The organism is Pseudoxanthobacter sp. M-2, from assembly GCF_046156265.1.
Classification (GTDB): Bacteria; Pseudomonadota; Alphaproteobacteria; order Rhizobiales; family Segnochrobactraceae; genus CAMDHY01.
This window is the reverse complement of record NZ_JAWDIR010000011.1, coordinates 464,222-479,728: the sequence shown is the minus strand read 5'-3', so window position 1 is coordinate 479,728 and position 15,507 is coordinate 464,222. Positions and strand designations below refer to the sequence as shown.

General features: G+C 69.7%; 16 protein-coding genes. 7 read left to right on the top strand and 9 right to left on the bottom strand.

Features of this window, described 5'->3' with window-relative positions; translation table 11 throughout:
* Positions 1 to 212: 212 nt before the first annotated feature.
* On the bottom strand, positions 213 to 1,991 hold the full coding sequence (locus RUR49_RS07320) for an acyl-CoA dehydrogenase (RefSeq protein WP_409145712.1): 1,779 nt from the start codon (positions 1,989 to 1,991) through the stop codon (positions 213 to 215).
* A 102-nt stretch (positions 1,992 to 2,093) separates the two neighbouring features.
* Between RUR49_RS07320 and RUR49_RS07315 the strand changes: the two genes are divergently transcribed.
* The 6 genes from RUR49_RS07315 (at position 2,094) to RUR49_RS07290 (ending at position 7,250) form a co-directional block, all read left to right on the top strand.
* The gene (locus RUR49_RS07315) at positions 2,094 to 3,152 is read left to right on the top strand and encodes an L-threonylcarbamoyladenylate synthase (RefSeq protein WP_409145711.1); all 1,059 of its coding nucleotides are present in this window, start codon (positions 2,094 to 2,096) and stop codon (positions 3,150 to 3,152) included.
* 52 nt (positions 3,153 to 3,204) lie between these two features.
* Entirely contained in the window at positions 3,205 to 4,023 is an 819-nt protein-coding gene (locus tag RUR49_RS07310) for a competence/damage-inducible protein A (protein WP_409145710.1), read from the top strand.
* Between the two features lie 5 nt (positions 4,024 to 4,028).
* On the top strand, positions 4,029 to 4,532 hold the full coding sequence (gene gpt / locus RUR49_RS07305) for a xanthine phosphoribosyltransferase (RefSeq protein WP_409146348.1): 504 nt from the start codon (positions 4,029 to 4,031) through the stop codon (positions 4,530 to 4,532).
* Positions 4,533 to 5,327 carry a hypothetical protein gene (locus RUR49_RS07300; RefSeq protein WP_409145709.1) on the top strand — a complete coding sequence of 265 codons (795 nt, stop codon included), beginning with the start codon at positions 4,533 to 4,535 and terminating at the stop codon, positions 5,325 to 5,327.
* A 209-nt stretch (positions 5,328 to 5,536) separates the two neighbouring features.
* Complete coding sequence (locus tag RUR49_RS07295; protein ID WP_409145708.1) at positions 5,537 to 6,853, top strand: hypothetical protein; 1,317 nt, start codon at positions 5,537 to 5,539, stop codon at positions 6,851 to 6,853.
* Positions 6,854 to 6,893: 40 nt separating this feature from the next.
* On the top strand, positions 6,894 to 7,250 hold the full coding sequence (locus RUR49_RS07290; RefSeq protein WP_409145707.1) for a phage tail protein: 357 nt from the start codon (positions 6,894 to 6,896) through the stop codon (positions 7,248 to 7,250).
* Between the two features lie 6 nt (positions 7,251 to 7,256).
* Here the strand turns inward: RUR49_RS07290 and RUR49_RS07285 are convergent, their stop codons facing one another.
* The 7 genes from RUR49_RS07285 to RUR49_RS07255 all read right to left on the bottom strand — a co-directional run bounded on the left by RUR49_RS07285 (position 7,257) and on the right by RUR49_RS07255 (position 13,176).
* A complete protein-coding gene (locus RUR49_RS07285; protein ID WP_409145706.1) occupies positions 7,257 to 8,627 on the bottom strand; it encodes a glutamine synthetase family protein in 1,371 nt (456 codons plus the stop codon).
* Positions 8,628 to 8,661: 34 nt separating this feature from the next.
* Positions 8,662 to 9,396 carry a MerR family transcriptional regulator gene (locus RUR49_RS07280; protein ID WP_409145705.1) on the bottom strand — a complete coding sequence of 245 codons (735 nt, stop codon included), beginning with the start codon at positions 9,394 to 9,396 and terminating at the stop codon, positions 8,662 to 8,664.
* Positions 9,397 to 9,500: 104 nt separating this feature from the next.
* Positions 9,501 to 9,809, bottom strand: coding sequence for an integration host factor subunit alpha (locus tag RUR49_RS07275; protein WP_409145704.1), 309 nt, complete (start codon positions 9,807 to 9,809; stop codon positions 9,501 to 9,503).
* Positions 9,810 to 9,956: 147 nt separating this feature from the next.
* The gene (locus tag RUR49_RS07270; RefSeq protein ID WP_409146347.1) at positions 9,957 to 10,928 is read right to left on the bottom strand and encodes a beta-ketoacyl-ACP synthase III; all 972 of its coding nucleotides are present in this window, start codon (positions 10,926 to 10,928) and stop codon (positions 9,957 to 9,959) included.
* A gap of 2 nt (positions 10,929 to 10,930) precedes the next feature.
* The gene (plsX, locus tag RUR49_RS07265; protein ID WP_409145703.1) at positions 10,931 to 11,995 is read right to left on the bottom strand and encodes a phosphate acyltransferase PlsX; all 1,065 of its coding nucleotides are present in this window, start codon (positions 11,993 to 11,995) and stop codon (positions 10,931 to 10,933) included.
* A gap of 123 nt (positions 11,996 to 12,118) precedes the next feature.
* Positions 12,119 to 12,640, bottom strand: coding sequence for a YceD family protein (locus RUR49_RS07260; protein WP_409145702.1), 522 nt, complete (start codon positions 12,638 to 12,640; stop codon positions 12,119 to 12,121).
* Entirely contained in the window at positions 12,637 to 13,176 is a 540-nt protein-coding gene (locus RUR49_RS07255; RefSeq protein ID WP_409145701.1) for a ubiquinol-cytochrome C chaperone family protein, read from the bottom strand. Before RUR49_RS07255 ends, RUR49_RS07260 begins: the two co-directional genes overlap by 4 nt.
* Before the next feature lie 334 nt (positions 13,177 to 13,510).
* Here RUR49_RS07255 and RUR49_RS07250 point away from each other — a divergent pair, with 334 nt between their 5' ends.
* Positions 13,511 to 13,939, top strand: coding sequence for an outer membrane protein assembly factor BamE (locus tag RUR49_RS07250; RefSeq protein ID WP_409146346.1), 429 nt, complete (start codon positions 13,511 to 13,513; stop codon positions 13,937 to 13,939).
* 25 nt (positions 13,940 to 13,964) lie between these two features.
* On the opposite strand, the gene RUR49_RS07245 is transcribed toward RUR49_RS07250, so the two are convergent.
* Positions 13,965 to 15,383, bottom strand: coding sequence for a hypothetical protein (locus tag RUR49_RS07245; protein ID WP_409145700.1), 1,419 nt, complete (start codon positions 15,381 to 15,383; stop codon positions 13,965 to 13,967).
* Positions 15,384 to 15,507 lie beyond the last annotated feature (124 nt).

Below are 15,507 nucleotides of genomic sequence, written 5' to 3'. Positions count from 1 at the left end.
CGCACGACCGAGTTGGCTCCAGCCAGCGGCAAGGTGCTGTGGAGATCACAGGCGGCGGTTGGCAACGAAGTTTGCGTGGCCGTCACCGGCCCGCCCTCGTCACCATATTATCCTCCCGGCGTCGGTCGTCCGCCCTTTCATAGCGAAGACCGGTGCCGGCTGGTCGACACCTACAAGCAGCTCGCGCTCGGCGCGCTGCTGCCGGAGCCCCGCTAGCCCGCCAGAAGCTCCGCCGTCGCCGCCAGCACGGCGCCGCCGCCGCCTTCGACGATCGCGCGCAGGCTCGTCGTCTCCGGCAGGTGCGCCTCGGCGAAGTGGCGGGCGACGAGCGTGCGGCTGGCGCCGCGGCCGTCTCCGCCGTCGGCGAGCGCGGCGGCCACAAGCCCGGTGCCGCCGGCAGCGAGGCCGAAGAGCTTCAGATAGGGTGTCGCCCCGGCCAGCGCCGCCTCGCCACGCCCGTCGGCCTGGGCGGCGAGCAGCCACTCGGTGGCGGCGGTGAGGTCGGCGAGCGCAGCCGTCAGGCGCCGCGCCGCGTCGCCGAGGTCCGGCCGGTTGGCACCGCGGGCGCGCTCGGCCACCGCCGCGAGCTCGGCGATATAGCCGCGCACCGCCGCGCCGCCCGACTGCGGCAGCTTGCGGACGACGAGGTCGATCGCCTGGATGCCGTTGGTCCCCTCGTAGATCGGCGCGATGCGGGCGTCGCGCAGGTTGCGCGCCACCCCCGTCTCCTCGATGTAGCCCATGCCGCCGTGCACCTGGATGCCGAGCGAGGCGACCTCGACGCCGATGTCGGTGGGGTAGGCCTTCGCCACCGGTGTCAGCAGGTTCGCCCGCTCCTGCCAGTGCCGCCGCTCGTCGCCCTCGGCCGAGCGGGCGCGGTCGATCGCCACCGCGCAGGCATAGGCGATGGCGCGGGAAGCGTTGGTGAGGGCGCGCATCGTCAGGAGCGTCCGCCGCACGTCCGGGTGCTCGATGATCGGGCTCATGCCGCCGCCGTCCCAGCGCGGCGAGCGGCCCTGGCGGCGGTCGGCGGCATAGGCGACCGCCTGCTGCGTCGCCCGCTCGGCGATGCCGACGCCCTGGATGCCGACCTGCAGGCGGGCATTGTTCATCATCGTGAACATGCACTTCAGGCCCTGGTGCGGCTCGCCGACGAGATAGCCGACCGCGCCTTCGCCGCCGTCGCCGAAGCCCATCACGCAGGTCGGCGAGGCGTGCAGCCCGAGCTTGTGCTCGATCGAGCGGCAGGTGACGTCGTTGCGCGCCCCGGGGCGGCCGTCGGCCTCGACGAGGAATTTCGGCACCAGGAACAGCGAGATGCCCTTGGTGCCCGGCGGCGCGTCCGGCAGACGGGCGAGCACCAGGTGGACGATGTTGTCGGTGAGGTCGTGCTCGCCGAAGGTGATGAAGATCTTCTGGCCGAAGACCCGGTAGCTGCCGTCCGCCGCCGGCTCGGCGCGGGCGCGCAGTGCCGCGAGGTCGGAGCCCGCCTGCGGCTCGGTCAGGTTCATCGTTCCCATCCACTCGCCGGAGACGAGCTTCTCGAGGAAGACGCCCTGCAGCTCCGGCGAGGCGTGCGCCGCCACCGCCTCGATGGCGGCGATCGTCAGGGTCGGCCCGAGCCCGAAGGCCAGCGCCGCGGAATTCCACATCTCGAAGGTGGCGACGCCGAGCGCGATCGGCAGGCCCTGGCCGCCGTGTTCCGGATCGGCGACGAGCCCGTTCCAGCCGGCCTCCCGCCATTCGCGATAGGCTTCCTTCCAGCCGGGTGGCGTCGTCACCGCGCCGGCTTCGAAGCGGGCGCCGACGCGGTCGCCGACGGCGTCGAGCGGCGTCACCTTGTCGGTCGCGAAACGGCCGGCCTCGGTCAGCACGGCGTCGACGAGATCGTCCGAGAGGTCGCCGACGGCGCCCGCCGCCATCGCGTCGCCGAGGCCAGCGACGTGGCGCAGCGTGAAGGCGATCTCCTCGACCGGTGCCCGGTAGGCCATGTGCGTTTCCTCCTCCGCCGCGCCGGCTTGACGCCCCGGTCGCGATCCCCGACAGGTGCCCGCACCCCGTCGCGATGGTCGGCGACAACTCTAGGCGAGCCCATGTCCGCATCCAATGCGGCGCCGACGCCGGTGCCCGCATCCCCGACGAAGGTCGCACCCGCCCGGGTCGACGCCGCGGCACTGCTGGCGGACCCGGCGCGGCTGGCGGACGCCGTCGCCGTGCTCGCCCGCGGCGGCCTCGTCGCCGTGCCGACGGAGACGGTCTACGGCCTCGCCGCCGACGCCACCAACCCGGTCGCCGTGGCCGCGATCTATGCCGCCAAGGGCCGGCCGTCGAAGAACCCGCTGATCGTCCACTGCGCCGACCTCGCGGAAGCTGACCGCCACGGTATCGTGGACGGCGAGGCGCGCCGCCTCGCCGAGGCTTTCTGGCCCGGACCGCTGACGCTGGTGGTGCCGCGGCGGCCGGGCTCGCCGGTGGCGGCTGCCGTCACCGCCGGCCTCGACACCGTGGCGCTGCGCGTGCCCGATGCGGCCGTCGTGGCCGCCCTCGCCCGCGCCTTCGGCCGGCCGCTCGCCGCCCCCAGCGCCAACCGCTCCGGCCGCGTCAGCGCCACCGACGCCGACGCCGTCATCATGGAACTCGGCGGCGCGGTCGATCTCGTCATCGACGGCGGTCCGTCGGCGATCGGCGTCGAATCCACCATCGTCGCCGTCGACGCCGACGGCGCCAGGCTTTTGCGCGCCGGCGGCCTGCCGGCCGAGGCGATCGAGGCAGTCCTCGCCACGCCCCTCGCCCGGCCGGAGGCCGACGCCGAGCGGCCGACGGCGCCCGGCCAGCTCGCCTCCCACTACGCGCCGCGCGCGGCGCTGCGGCTCGGCGCCACCGACGTGCGGCCCGGCGAGGCGCTGCTCGCCTTCGGCCGCCGGATGCCGCCTGGCGCCGACGCGGCGGTGGCGGTGTTCCAGCTGAGCGAGCGCGGCGATCTCGTGGAGGCGGCCCGCAACCTCTTCGCCGGCCTGCGGACCCTCGATGCCAGCGGCGCGGCGACGATCGCCGTGATGCCGCTGCCGGACGCTGGCCTCGGCGAGGCCCTCGCCGACCGGCTCGGTCGCGCCGCCGCCCCGCGCCCGGGGACGCACGGTGAATCGTCTTGAGCGGCCGTCCCCCGCGCGCTAGACGAGGCCTCCTCCCGCCGGAAGGCCGCCGATGACCGACCCTGCTTCGCATCCCGACGGCCAGCCGCGCACCGTCAGCGCCGCGATCCTGGTGATCGGCGACGAGATCCTGTCGGGCCGGACGAAGGACAAGAACATCGGCTACATCGCCGAGTACCTGACCGCCATCGGCATCGACCTCTCCGAGGTGCGGGTGGTGCCGGACGTCGAGGCGCGCATCGTCTCGGCGCTGAACGCGCTGCGGGCGGACTACGACTACGTCTTCACCACCGGCGGCATCGGCCCGACCCACGACGACATCACCGCCGACAGCGTCGCCAAGACCTTCGGCGTGCCGATCGACGTCGACCCGCGCGCCGTCGCCATGCTGAAGGAGCGCTTCAGCGACGCCGAGCTGACGCCGGCGCGCCTGCGCATGGCGCGCATCCCGGCCGGCGCCGACCTCGTGCCGAACGCCGTGTCGAAGGCGCCGGGCTTCCGCATCGGCAACGTCATCGTCATGGCCGGCGTGCCCTCGATCATGCAGTCGATGCTGGACGCCGTCGCCCCGTCGCTGTCGACGGGCCAGAAGATGCTGTCGGAGACGATCGACGCCGGCCTGCCGGAAGGCGCCGTCGCAGAGCCGCTGGGCGCCATCGCCAAGGCCAACGCGGACGTCATGATCGGCTCCTACCCCTATTTCGACGGCAGCCGCTATGCGACCCGCCTCGTCGTCCGCGCCCGCGACGCCGGCCGCCTCGCGGCCGTCGCCGCCGATGTCGCCGCGATGGTCGCTGCCGTGCGCACCGCGCAGGGCCTGCCGGCGGCGCCGTCCCCTGCCCCCCTCCCCGCTGGAGAGACCGCCCGATGACGCCGATGCTGCCCGGGGCCGAGAAGGCCTTCCCGGTCTCCTGGGACCAGTTCCACCGCGACGCCCGCGCCCTCGCCTGGCGCCTCGGCAGCCAGGGCAACTGGCAGGCGATCGTCTGCGTCACGCGCGGCGGCCTCGTGCCGGCCGCGATCATCGCCCGCGAGCTCGGCATCCGCCTGATCGAGACGATCTGCATCGCGAGCTACCACGAATACAAGGAACAGGGCGGCCTCGTCGTCCTGAAGACCGTCGCCCCGCAGTTGATCGAGCTCGCCGACGGCGAGGGCGGCGCGATCCTCGTCATCGACGACCTCGTCGACACCGGCCAGACGCTGCGGGTCGTCCGCGAGATCCTGCCGAAGGCGCACATCGCAACCGTCTATGCCAAGCCCCAGGGCCGGCCGCTCGTCGACACCTTCATCACCGAGGTGTCGCAGGACACCTGGATCTACTTCCCCTGGGACCTCGGCCTCACCTTCCAGGCGCCGCTGTCGGGCTCCAAGGCGTAGATGAGAATTCTCGTAGATCAGAGTGTATATTCCCGCAGTTTTGTTTTCTCCTTTGCCTACGATCCAAACCAAGATCCTGATGAGCGGAATCGATTGATTGGGGTTAAGCCCCGCATGATAGAACCGGAACGGAGGTCATTTTTACTGACGGAATGGCCCCACCTAGCCAAACTAGTGAGACAGTATACAAATGGCAGGGTGCAATTCTACACTACCTTTGTCCTGTATAATGAAGCGTTTCCAACATTGACTCTTGGAAGTCACCACGCCTTTCCCACAAGTTTTTTTCATTTTTGTGAGGAGGGGTGGATAGAAGATCCATTCAATTTTCTAACCTTGGGAGCAATGGAAAGCCAGCCGGCAAAAAACTTCGATTTAGCTATCAAATTTGCGATGAGGCGGGGGATAGAGGACATACAGCGTTCACATAGATACGTTAGTACGGAGTGTGTAGAAATTCTGCTCTCCACCCTTAGGAATTCGCCCCCTAAACACTATCGTGACATCTACAATATATATTTGGCTCACGTGAATAATGTTAATTATTTTTTGACATTTGATAAGAAGATTATTCGTTATTTCAGCGATACGATAAAGAATCCATTTCGGTGTGAACCTGTGCTGCCGTCTTCTCTAGGTCCATTGCTTGAAGAAGATAAAAAATATGAATTCGCAATCCCGCAAAGTGAATTTTTGATATTGCCAGAGATGATGAATTACTGGAGGTCCATAGGCCTGACTCCCGCAAGGCGGACAGCACAGGCCTTGACGGCCAATACGATCACGGAATCCTGATCACGGATCACGTTCGCGCGGGCCGGACCCACCGGCGGTTGTTTCGCCCCTTCCTCCATCGCACAGTTCTCCCGCGGCATTCGTCCGGGGGATGACGCACGTCACATCGGCTTCGCCACCACCGGCGCCATTCTGGCGTGCGGTCGGAAAGCCGGTCGTGGCGTCGCAGGCGGCGCCGTCGTTCTCCGTGTGACGCGAGAGGGATGCCGATGCCGACCGCCCCCCGAGTGACCGCCTCCACCGCCCCGTTCCCCCTGCGAGCGATCGCCGCCGCGCTCCTGGCGTCGGCGACGTTGCTCGCCCTGCCGGCCGACGCCGCACCGCAGGACGAGGTGACCGTCAAGAAGAAGACCGTCAACGGCGTCGTCGCCGACGTCTACAGCTGGTACGATTCTCGCGGTCTCCTGCGCACCGTCGCGCTGAAGCGGCAGGGCGAGGGCAATCCCGGCAACGGCGGCTACGCCGTGCAGATGACCTACCGGCCGAACAAGAACACTACGGTGCGCGCCGACGACCCCGGCGGGAATGACGGCGGCTTCGGCTATTTCGTCGGCCACGAGGGCTACCGCACCTTCACCAACAACGACTACGGCACGGTCGCCGGCAAGGTCTTCGGAACCGACGACAGCCCGCTCGGCCGTCGCTTCCCCGTCACCGGCAAGAGCAAGGTCGCGAAGAACAAGAAGTCGGCCGCCCACCGCTTCGAAATGACGTACCCGCGCTACGGCACCCGCACACCGATCCCGAAGGACCCGAACACCGGCGAATTCGCCGAGAAGACGCCGATCGAGAAGGCCGCCAACAGGAAGTACGAGACGCCGGTGACGATCACCTGGACCTTCCAGGCCGGCCAGGACTTCCCGCGCATCGACATCGCCGTCGACCTTTCCGGCGTCGGCCAGCCGGACCGGGTGAACTTCGATCTGCGCGGCCCCTACGGCGTCCTCGACTTCGACCACGGCAAGGGCCTGCCGGTCGACAAGGTGATGTGGGGCGACCGCTACCACTTCGAGACGACGCAATCGCCCGTCGTGCGCAACACGCCGTGGACGTGGAACGTCGCCAATGCCGGCAACCGCTACACCGCGCTCATCGCCGGCAAGTACGAGATGGGGCTCTACGAGCCGCGCAGGTTCGTGAAGTCGATGATCGTGCACGGCTACGCCAACGGCCGCGGCAAGACCTCCGGCAACTACCGCTGCGACGACGCCGACTGGACACTGCCGTGCGACTGGGAGTGGCCCTACCAGTCACTGCAGTACAGCCTGCCCTACGACAACCCGAACCAGCCGACGACCGGCAAGAAGATCGCCTGGGGCTCCACCGCCTTCTACGGTACGGGCGACAGCCTTCAACAGGTCTTCGATGGCACAACGGGCGACGACTTCGTCGGCTGGCCGGAGGCCGAGGTGCTCCGCTACAGCGTCTGCGTCGTGCTCGGCATCACCAAGGGCGATGGCCTGACGAAGGCGGCGGCAGCGCCGGACAGCGCGCTGACGTGCGCAAGGCAGCAGATCTTCGACTGACCATCGCCACCCCGCACAGGGTGATCACGGGAGCCACGCCATGATGAAGGTTTCCATAGCGACGCTAGCCGCTGCCGCACTGATCGCGGCGGCTGCCCCGGCGCCGCCGGCCGCGGCAGCCTCCGAGCCCTATCTGGGCGAGGTCATGTTCGTCGCCTTCGGTTTCTGCCCACGCGGCTGGGTGGACGCCGATGGCCGGTCGCTGGTGATCAACCAGAACCAGGCGCTGTTCTCGTTGCTCGGCACCCGCTTTGGCGGCAACGGCCAGACGCACTTCAAGCTGCCCCACCTGCGCAAGCAGGTGATCGCGGAGGAGAGGCGCGAGGACGGCACGAAGGTCACGCGCGTCCTGCGCCCCTGCATCGCCCTGCAGGGCATCTTCCCATCGATGGATTGAGAGACCTCAGAACAACCCGCCGTAGAGAGCACAGAGATCGGCGGGGTGCCGGCCCTTCAGGTGCTCGATCTCGCCGCGCTTCACGCCGGCGAAGCACTCGAGGAAGACCGGCGCGAACCAGCCCGTCACCACCGGGTCGGCTTCCAGCGCATCGAGAGCGGCATCGAGGCTCGTCGGCAGCCGGACGAGCCCGAGAGCCTGGCGTTCGTCCTCGCTCATCTCCTCCGGGTCGCCGACGATCAGCGGCGGCGACGGGGCGCGGCGGCGCAGGCCCTCGAGGCCGGCCCGCACGACCGCCGCCAGCGCCAGATAGGGGTTGGCGGTGGCGTCGGCGGCGCGGAACTCGATGTTGTACTGGCCGGCCGGATCACGCCCGCCGATGGTCGTCACCGGGCAGATGCGCAGCGTCGCCTCGCGGTCGCGCTCGGCGAGCGAGGTGTAGGAGGCGCTCCACGTGTGCGGCTTCAGCCTGAGATAGGACGGCACGCTCGAGGCCGTGAAGGCCGTGATCGCCGGCAGGTGGGCGAGCACGCCGGCGCAGAACGCGCCCGCCGCGGCAGACAGCCCGCCCGGCTGTCCGGCGTCGTAGGTGGCCGGCCGGCCTTCGGCGTCGACGAGGCTGAAATGGATGTGGACGCCGTTGCCGACGCCGTCGGGCGCGGGCTTCGGCGCGAAGCTCGCAAGCCATCCGAAGCCGCGCGCCACCTCGCGGGTGATCTCGCGGATCGCAACCGCGCGGTCGGCGGCGGCGAGGCCACCGCAGGGCTTGTGGGTGATCTCGAACTGGTCGGCGCCGTATTCGGCGATCACCACGTCCGGGTCGACGCCGGCCTCCTCCAGCGCCGCCATCAGCATCGGCGCGAACGGATCGGTGCGCCGGAGCGCGGCGAAGGCGAAGGCGTGCGCCGGCGGCAGGTTCGGACCGGCCAGCCCGAACTCGTGCTCGAAGGCGGCCACCAGGGTAAGTCCGGTCTCCGCCTCGAGGTCGGCGAGCGCCTGGCGCAGCATGGTCCGCGGGCAGCAGCACCACGGCGTGCCGTCGAGCTCGACGAGGTCGCCGCAGACGAGGTCGAAGGGGGTCGCTGTCCCGGTTGAGGCCGTCCGGAAGCGCGCCGCGAGGTCCGGCACCAGCCGGAGGTCACCGGTGGAGCCCCACGGGTTCGGGTGCACGATGGTGTTGAAGGGCGTCAGCGACAGGTCGGCCTGCAGCCAGCCGACGCCGGTCGTGGCGAGGCGTTCGAGGCGCCGGGCCGGTACGAAGCGGCCGCGGGTGATCGCGGCGAGGTCGGTAGTGACGATGCCGGTGAGCGGCTCGTGTCTGCCCCCTTGCCCGCCCGCGTCCACGCCCGACGTCTTCGTGCCCGCTTCGGCCGCCATCCGTTCCCCCCGCTATGCGATGATCGTCCGCGGCTCAGCGCGCCTGGTCGAGCAGCCGCTTGCACTCCAAGAGCTCGAACAGCGTCGCCTGCAGGCTGCGGATCTCGTCGCGGCTGAGCGCCCCCTCGCCACGCCCGACGTCGCCGCGCAGGCGGTCGAAGAAGCGAAGCGCCGAGCTGCGGTGGCCGCCATCTTCATCATCGGTGCGGATTCCGCGTGGCACCGGGCCGTCGTCGTCGGCGTCGCCGACCGAGAGCTCGCGGCGCGGTGCCGAGACCGCCGCGCCGCCCTCCGGAGCGCGCCGTCGCGGCGGAACCACGGGCTCGCCGTCCTCCTCCTCCGCGTCCTCCGCTTCGGCCTCCTCGGCGGCGTCGACGGCGCGGGCGGCGAGAACGGCTCGACCCGGCCGAGCCGGCGGCTCGTCTTCCTCGTCCTCGAACTCGAAGCGGGGCTCGTCGCGGGTGCCGGGCTCGTCGGGGGGAATGTCGGTCAGCGGCTCGCCGCGGGCGAGGCCGATGACCTTGCGGGCGCCCTGCTCGCGCAGGATGCGCTGGACGCCGCGGATGGTGTAGCCCTCGCCGTAGAGGAGGCTGCGGATGCCGCGCAGAAGCTCGACGTCGCCGGGGCGATAATAGCGGCGGCCGCCGGCACGCTTGATCGGCTTGACCTGGGCGAACTTGGTTTCCCAGAAGCGCAGCACGTGCTGCGGCAGATCGAGCTCCGCCGCGACCTCGCTGATGGTGCGGAACGCCTCGGGCCCCTTGTCCACCGCCGTCCGCCCGCCTCCGTATCCAGTGTTGCCGCCGTCCCGCCCTGTCTGTCAGAGTCGCGACGGCTTCTCAATGGTGTGCGCGCGGCGGCTGGTGCACGACCTCAGCCGCTGCCGAGCAGCCCCTCGTTGATGCGGTCCTTGAGGACGTTCGAGGGCTTGAACACCATGACGCGGCGCGGCTCGATCGGCACCTCTTCGCCGGTCTTCGGATTGCGGCCCATGCGCTGGCCCTTGGAGCGCACGAGGAAGGAGCCGAAGGACGAGAGCTTCACCGCCTCGCCGCGTGCCAGGCAGTCGGAGATCTCCTGCAGCACCATTTCGACGAGCTCGGACGACTCCGCCCGTGACAGCCCGACCTTCTGGTAGACGGCTTCACACAGGTCGGCTCGTGTCACGGTCCTGCCCGACATGGCTCGTCCTCGCTGGCGCGCTGGAATGCGTTTCGATGGCCTGACGAACGCGCGCCGGCAGCGGGGGAAATAACCGAGCTGTCCTGCCGATCGCCTTGGCGCAGAACGGTATTGTCTCGACGGCGCGGGGTCAACCGCGGGTCGCGATCACCATCGGATGAGGCTCGCACCCCAGGTGAAGCCGCCACCCATCGCCTCGACCAGTACGAGGTCGCCGCGCTTGATGCGGCCGTCGCGGACGGCGACGTCGAGGGCGAGCGGGATCGAGGCGGCCGAGGTGTTGCCGTGCCGGTCGACGGTGACCACCACCTTCTCGTCGGGGATGCCGAGCTTGCGGGCGCTGGCGTCGATGATGCGGCGGTTCGCCTGGTGCGGCACGAACCAGTCGATGTCAGCGGCCGAGAGACCGGTCTGGGCGAAGACGTCCTCGATGACGTCGGTGATCATCGCGACCGCGTGCTTGAAGACCTCGCGGCCGTGCATGCGCAGATGCCCGACCGTGCCGGTCGAGGATGGGCCCCCGTCGACATAGAGCTTGTCGCGATGGCGGCCGTCGGCGCGCAACTTCGAGGCGAGGATGCCGCGGTCGCTGACCTCGCCACTCGCCGTCTGCGCCTCCAGAACCACGGCACCGGCGCCGTCGGCGAACAGCACGCAGGTGGTGCGGTCCTCCCAGTCGACGATGCGCGAGAAGGTCTCCGCCCCGATCACCACGGCGCGCTGCGCGAGGCCGGTGCGCAGGTAGGCGTCCGCCGTGGCGAGCCCGTAGACGAAGCCCGAGCAGACCGCCTGCATGTCGAAGGCGGCACCATGGGTGATGCCGAGCTCGGCCTGGATGCTGACGGCGGACGCCGGGAAGGTGTTGTCCGGGGTGGAGGTGGCGAGCAGCACGAGGTCGATGTCGGCCGGCACCAGGCCCGCCGAGGCGATCGCCTGCCGCGCCGCCGACAGCCCGAGGGTCGAGGTGAACTCGCCCGGCCCGGCGATCCGCCGCTCGCGGATGCCCGTGCGCTGCACGATCCACTCGTCCGAGGTATCGACGCGCTTGGCCAGGTCCTCGTTGGTGACGACGCCAGCCGGCAGCGCGCTGCCGGAGCCCATGACGACGGAGCGCACCACGGTCACGGCGCCACCGCCGCGGCCGGCTCGGCCAGCCGCTCGCGGTCCGCGCGGAACCGCCGGATGTCGTCGGCGATCTTCACCTGGAGATCGTAGCGCGCCATGTCGAACGCGAGCTCGACGGCACTCGCGAAGCCCTCGGCGTCGGTGCCGCCGTGGCTCTTGATGACGAGGCCGTTGAGACCGAGAAACACGCCGCCGTTCGCTGTCCTGGGATCCATCTTCTCTCTGAGCTGGTCGAACGCCCGCTTGGCGAGCAAATAGCCGAGCCGCGACATCAGCGATCTGTTCATCGCGGCCTTCAGATAAGCGCCGATCTGGCGGGCGGTTCCCTCCGCCGTCTTCAGCGCGATGTTGCCGGCGAAGCCCTCGGTCACCACCACGTCGACGGTGCCGGAGCCGACGTCGTCACCCTCGACGAAGCCGTGATAGGAAATGGTCGCCGGCGCGGATTCGCGCAACAGGCGGGCCGCCGCCTTCACTTCCTCGAGACCCTTGACCTCCTCGACGCCGACGTTGAGCAACCCGATCGTCGGGCGCTCGACGCCGAGCACGGCCCTCGCCATGGCGCCGCCGAGGATGGCGAAATCGGCGAGCTGGTTGGCGTCCGCGCCGATCGTCGCGCCGACGTCGAGGACAATCGATTCGCCCCGGATCGTCGGCCAGATCGCCGCGATCGCCGGGCGCTCGATGCCCTCCATGGTGCGCAGGCAGAACTTCGCCATCGCCATCAAGGCGCCGGTGTTGCCGGCGGAGATCGCCGCCGCCGCCTCGCCGGTCTTCACCGCCTCGATCGCGCGCCACATGCTGGAGCGCCAGCGGCCGTTGCGCAGCGCCTGGCTCGGTTTGTCGTCCATCCGCACGGCAACGTCGCAGTGCCGCACCTCGCTCGCCGCGGCGAGCTTCGGGCGCGTCGCGAGCAGCGGCGCGATGCGCGCCTCGTCGCCGAACAGGATGAACCGGATGGACGGGCAGCGGACGAGCGCGATCTCGGCGCCCGGCAGCACCATGTCCGGCCCCCGGTCGCCCCCCATGACGTCCAGAGACAGGGTGACGGGCTTCGTCATCGCTCAACAACCTCGGTGCCGGTCGGCACCTCCGCAACCGTCGAGCGGCCCTGCCCACGGCGGCTGGAACATACCCGTTTCCGATGTGCGCACAACCGCTTTGTCCGCCGCCGCATCGGGGTCTCAGGGCTTGCGCACGAGGCCGGCGAGACCGGCGAACGGCGACTGCTTCGCCGGTTCGTCGGGGGCCTCGACGATGTCGTCGAACGCCACGCCGGGCTTGCGCGGATAGAGATCGAGCCCGAGCGCGAGGTGCTCGGCGGCGAGCGCGCCGACGTCGATGATGTCGCCTTCGAGCGGCTCCGGTCCGTCCGGGCCGGAGGCATCGAGGTCGATCTCGCCGGTCGGCGCCGCGGCGGCCTGGCGCTTGAACCGCAGGTCGATGTCCTCCTCGATGGCCGTCTCGAACGGATCGAGGGTGACGACGCAGGTCTGCACCACGGTCGCCGATACGTGCCCGCGGACCCGTGCGCCGCCGCGCGCGGGCGTCACCGTGATCTCGGCATGCAGCCGCTCGATGGCCGGGATGCCGAGGTCGCGGGCGAGTGCTGCGCGCTCTCCGGCATCGGCGTCGATCATCAAAATGTCGCCGTCGCGGGCGAGCCTGCGGACGTCGACCGGGCGCGAGAGCGGCAGCACCGTCATGACATCTGCTCCGGCGCGAAGGCGGCGGGATCGGGGAACGGCAGCCTGCCCTCGAGCACGGCTTCGAGCGGGGCGGCCGCAAGGGCGTCCTCCGCCGCGATCACATAGGTGGCGAGCGCAGCGGCGACCCCGGCCACCTCGGTCCCCGGGAAGACGTTGCGTGCGATCGCGTCGGCGAGGCCGCCGGCGTCGCGTTCATCGAGCGCGGCTCCGTAGGCTTCAAGCCGGCCATAGAAGGCGGCCGCCATCACCTTCATGCGCTTCGGAACCGTGAGGTCGCCGACGCCCATCTCCCGCAGCGAGCGATCCATGTCGGAGATGAACAGGTCGAACAGCGCCTGCTGCTCGGCGGGCGCGTCCCTCCGCAGCCGGCGGGTCGCCAGGACGACGTGCAGGACGACCATGTCGAAACGCCCGTCGAGGCTGTCGGCGACGCCGAAGTCGGTGTAGAAGGCCGCCTGCCGCGCCTGTGCCACGATCGCACCATAGAGGGCGAACGGCCGACGATCCTCGCGTCTGAAGATGCCCAAGACCATCAGATGCCCAAGCCTGTCCCGCTCACTTCGCCATGTCCGCTCACCAAGACCGTACCGCCCACCAGGATCGTTACGCTCACGACGACCGGGCCGCTGACGATGCCCATGCCGCCGGCCCGATACGAGGGCCGACACCGTTGACGCACCGTGCGAGCCGCCGTCTGCTCCGGCGGTCGCGCGCAGGGGCGATTCGCCACCCCGTCGGCAGGGCCACCCGGCTCGGTCGATCGGACGACTAACGCTTTTGCCGGAGGATGCCAAGGTGGGCCGACCGACCGACGCCGTGCAGCGACCCGAGCTCTCCAACTCCGGCTCGAGGCGCCGTGCCCGCACGCTGTCGCCGGCGGTGCTGGCGGTAGCCGCCTGCCTCGCCCTCGGGGGCTGCGTCGGAGAGACGCTCAACCGCGGCTACGTGCTGACGCCGGAGACCCTCGACCAGATTCCCGTGGGCTCCAGCCGCGAGCAGGTGCTGCTGGCAATGGGATCGCCCTCGACCACGGGCACGCTCGGCGGCGAGGTTTTCTACTACATCAGCCAGAAGGCGAGCCGGTCGGTGGCCTTCATGAATCCGGAGCTCACCGACCAGCGGGTCCTCGCGATCTATTTCGACGAGGAGGGCCGCGTGACCGAGGTGGCCGAATACGGCATGCAGGACGGCAAGGTGTTCGACTTCATCTCCCGCAAGACGCCGACCGGCGGTGCCGACTTCGGCTTCATCGGCCAGATCCTGCGCGGTGCGACGAACGTCGGCCCGAGCCTCTGAGGGCAGCGGCCGCTCGGCGGCCGCTTCAGCTCGATGACGGTCGCTCGCCTCGCAGGCGGCGCGACCACCGGGCGAAGCGCCGCTCGATGCGGCGCATCAGCGTCGGCCGCCGCCCGGCCCGATCGCCGGCACCGGCGGTAGCCGTCACGGCCGGCGCTCCGGCAGCGTCAGCTTCTGGAGCCTGGTTATTGGCCACTCGCGCTCTTCGCGCGGCCGCGAGTTCCTTTCGGCGCTCCAGCTCCTGCGTCCGTCCCGTGGAAAGGCCGAGCGCGCGGCGGAGTCGGTGCATCGTCACCGCATGCCACGCGTCAAGCTTTTGGACGCGCGGCGGCCGTGCCCTGACCCCGAAGGCGGATCCGATGGTTTCGATGACCTGCGGCGGCAGCTTCTTCACTTGCCGTGCCGCCAGCACCCGCCGGCCGAGTCGCAGCCGCTCCTGCGCCGTCAGTTCGGAGAGCTGCGGCAGAAAGGTCCGCTCGGCGGGCGGCCGCGTCGAGGGCACCCTGATGGGAGCACCGGGTAGCCGTCTGTTCAGCCGCTCGATCTCGGAGCGGAAGAGGCCGTGCAGCGTCGACCACTGCTCCGACGTCAGGTACTGGCCTGGCTTGTCAGCGAGGCCTGCTTCGACGCTCGCCTGCTCGCAGACCGCAAGGAGCTTGCCGACCCGCAGCCCTTCGACGGCAAACCGGGCCTCTTCCAACGCCTTGATGTGCCGCAGGCCCTTCGTCTTCTCGTCCTTCGGCAGGCCGAGGTCGGCGGTCGAAAGCCGTCGGTTGACCTCGCGCACGGCCTCCAGCGCCACCCAGTTCGGCGACGTGTTGACCGGTTCCAGCGAGGCCGGATCGCATTGGCTGAAGGCCTCCACAGGCAGTCCGAGCGCCGCCCAGGCGTCCTTCAGGAGATCGCCGCCGACGAGCGTCTCCCGGTCCAGAACCTGGACCCGGATGGCATCCCAGCCAAAATGATGGGCCCAGGTGGATACGAGGCGGGTGAAGGCCAGCCAGCGCATCTCATGGGCGATGTCGAGGAAATCGTCGAAGTTCTTGTGATTGCCACCGGTCTTGGTGCGCTGCGCGTATTTCGAGGGGATCATCCGGGTGAAGTCGCGCACGTAGAACAGGATCTGCGCCTGGTGCGGCGCCACCGCCTCCGCGAGCTCGCCAACGCCGTCCGGGCGGGCGAACTCGAAAACCTCCGAGCTCAGCAGAAAGGTCTTGTCGGGCGCCTCGGCCGCGAGACGCGCGAGCGCCGCCTTCAGCTCCGCCCGCTCATGGACGTGCTTCGACTCGGTAAAGGCCTTCGCGAGCGGATGATGGGCGAACGTCCCGAAGCCGACCTGGGGATAGCTGACGCCGAGTTCCTCGAGCAGACCGGCATTGAGCGTGAAGAAGCGCTGCAGACTGGTGCTGCCGACCTTGTGTGCGCCGATGTGGATATGAAACACGCCCGCCGACCGCTCTTTCCTGTTGCCTCCCCCGGCGTTAACCCCTTGCTGGTGGAAAACGGGTTGCCAAGGCAACAGCAAGTTTGGTGATCACGGGTTTGTGACCAAGAGCGCGCGCCGATGG

Bases quoted from the DNA above. Each gene is read 5' to 3' on its own strand.
- RUR49_RS07320 (WP_409145712.1), bottom strand. From the start codon at position 1,991: ATGGCCTACCGGGCACCGGTCGAGGAGATCGCCTTCACGCTGCGCCAC.
- RUR49_RS07315 (WP_409145711.1), top strand. From the start codon at position 2,094: ATGTCCGCATCCAATGCGGCGCCGACGCCGGTGCCCGCATCCCCGACG.
- RUR49_RS07310 (WP_409145710.1), top strand. From the start codon at position 3,205: ATGACCGACCCTGCTTCGCATCCCGACGGCCAGCCGCGCACCGTCAGC.
- gpt (WP_409146348.1), top strand. From the start codon at position 4,029: ATGCTGCCCGGGGCCGAGAAGGCCTTCCCGGTCTCCTGGGACCAGTTC.
- RUR49_RS07300 (WP_409145709.1), top strand. From the start codon at position 4,533: ATGAGAATTCTCGTAGATCAGAGTGTATATTCCCGCAGTTTTGTTTTC.
- RUR49_RS07295 (WP_409145708.1), top strand. From the start codon at position 5,537: ATGCCGACCGCCCCCCGAGTGACCGCCTCCACCGCCCCGTTCCCCCTG.
- RUR49_RS07290 (WP_409145707.1), top strand. From the start codon at position 6,894: ATGATGAAGGTTTCCATAGCGACGCTAGCCGCTGCCGCACTGATCGCG.
- RUR49_RS07285 (WP_409145706.1), bottom strand. From the start codon at position 8,627: ATGGCGGCCGAAGCGGGCACGAAGACGTCGGGCGTGGACGCGGGCGGG.
- RUR49_RS07275 (WP_409145704.1), bottom strand. From the start codon at position 9,809: ATGTCGGGCAGGACCGTGACACGAGCCGACCTGTGTGAAGCCGTCTAC.
- plsX (WP_409145703.1), bottom strand. From the start codon at position 11,995: ATGACGAAGCCCGTCACCCTGTCTCTGGACGTCATGGGGGGCGACCGG.
- RUR49_RS07260 (WP_409145702.1), bottom strand. From the start codon at position 12,640: ATGACGGTGCTGCCGCTCTCGCGCCCGGTCGACGTCCGCAGGCTCGCC.
- RUR49_RS07255 (WP_409145701.1), bottom strand. From the start codon at position 13,176: ATGGTCTTGGGCATCTTCAGACGCGAGGATCGTCGGCCGTTCGCCCTC.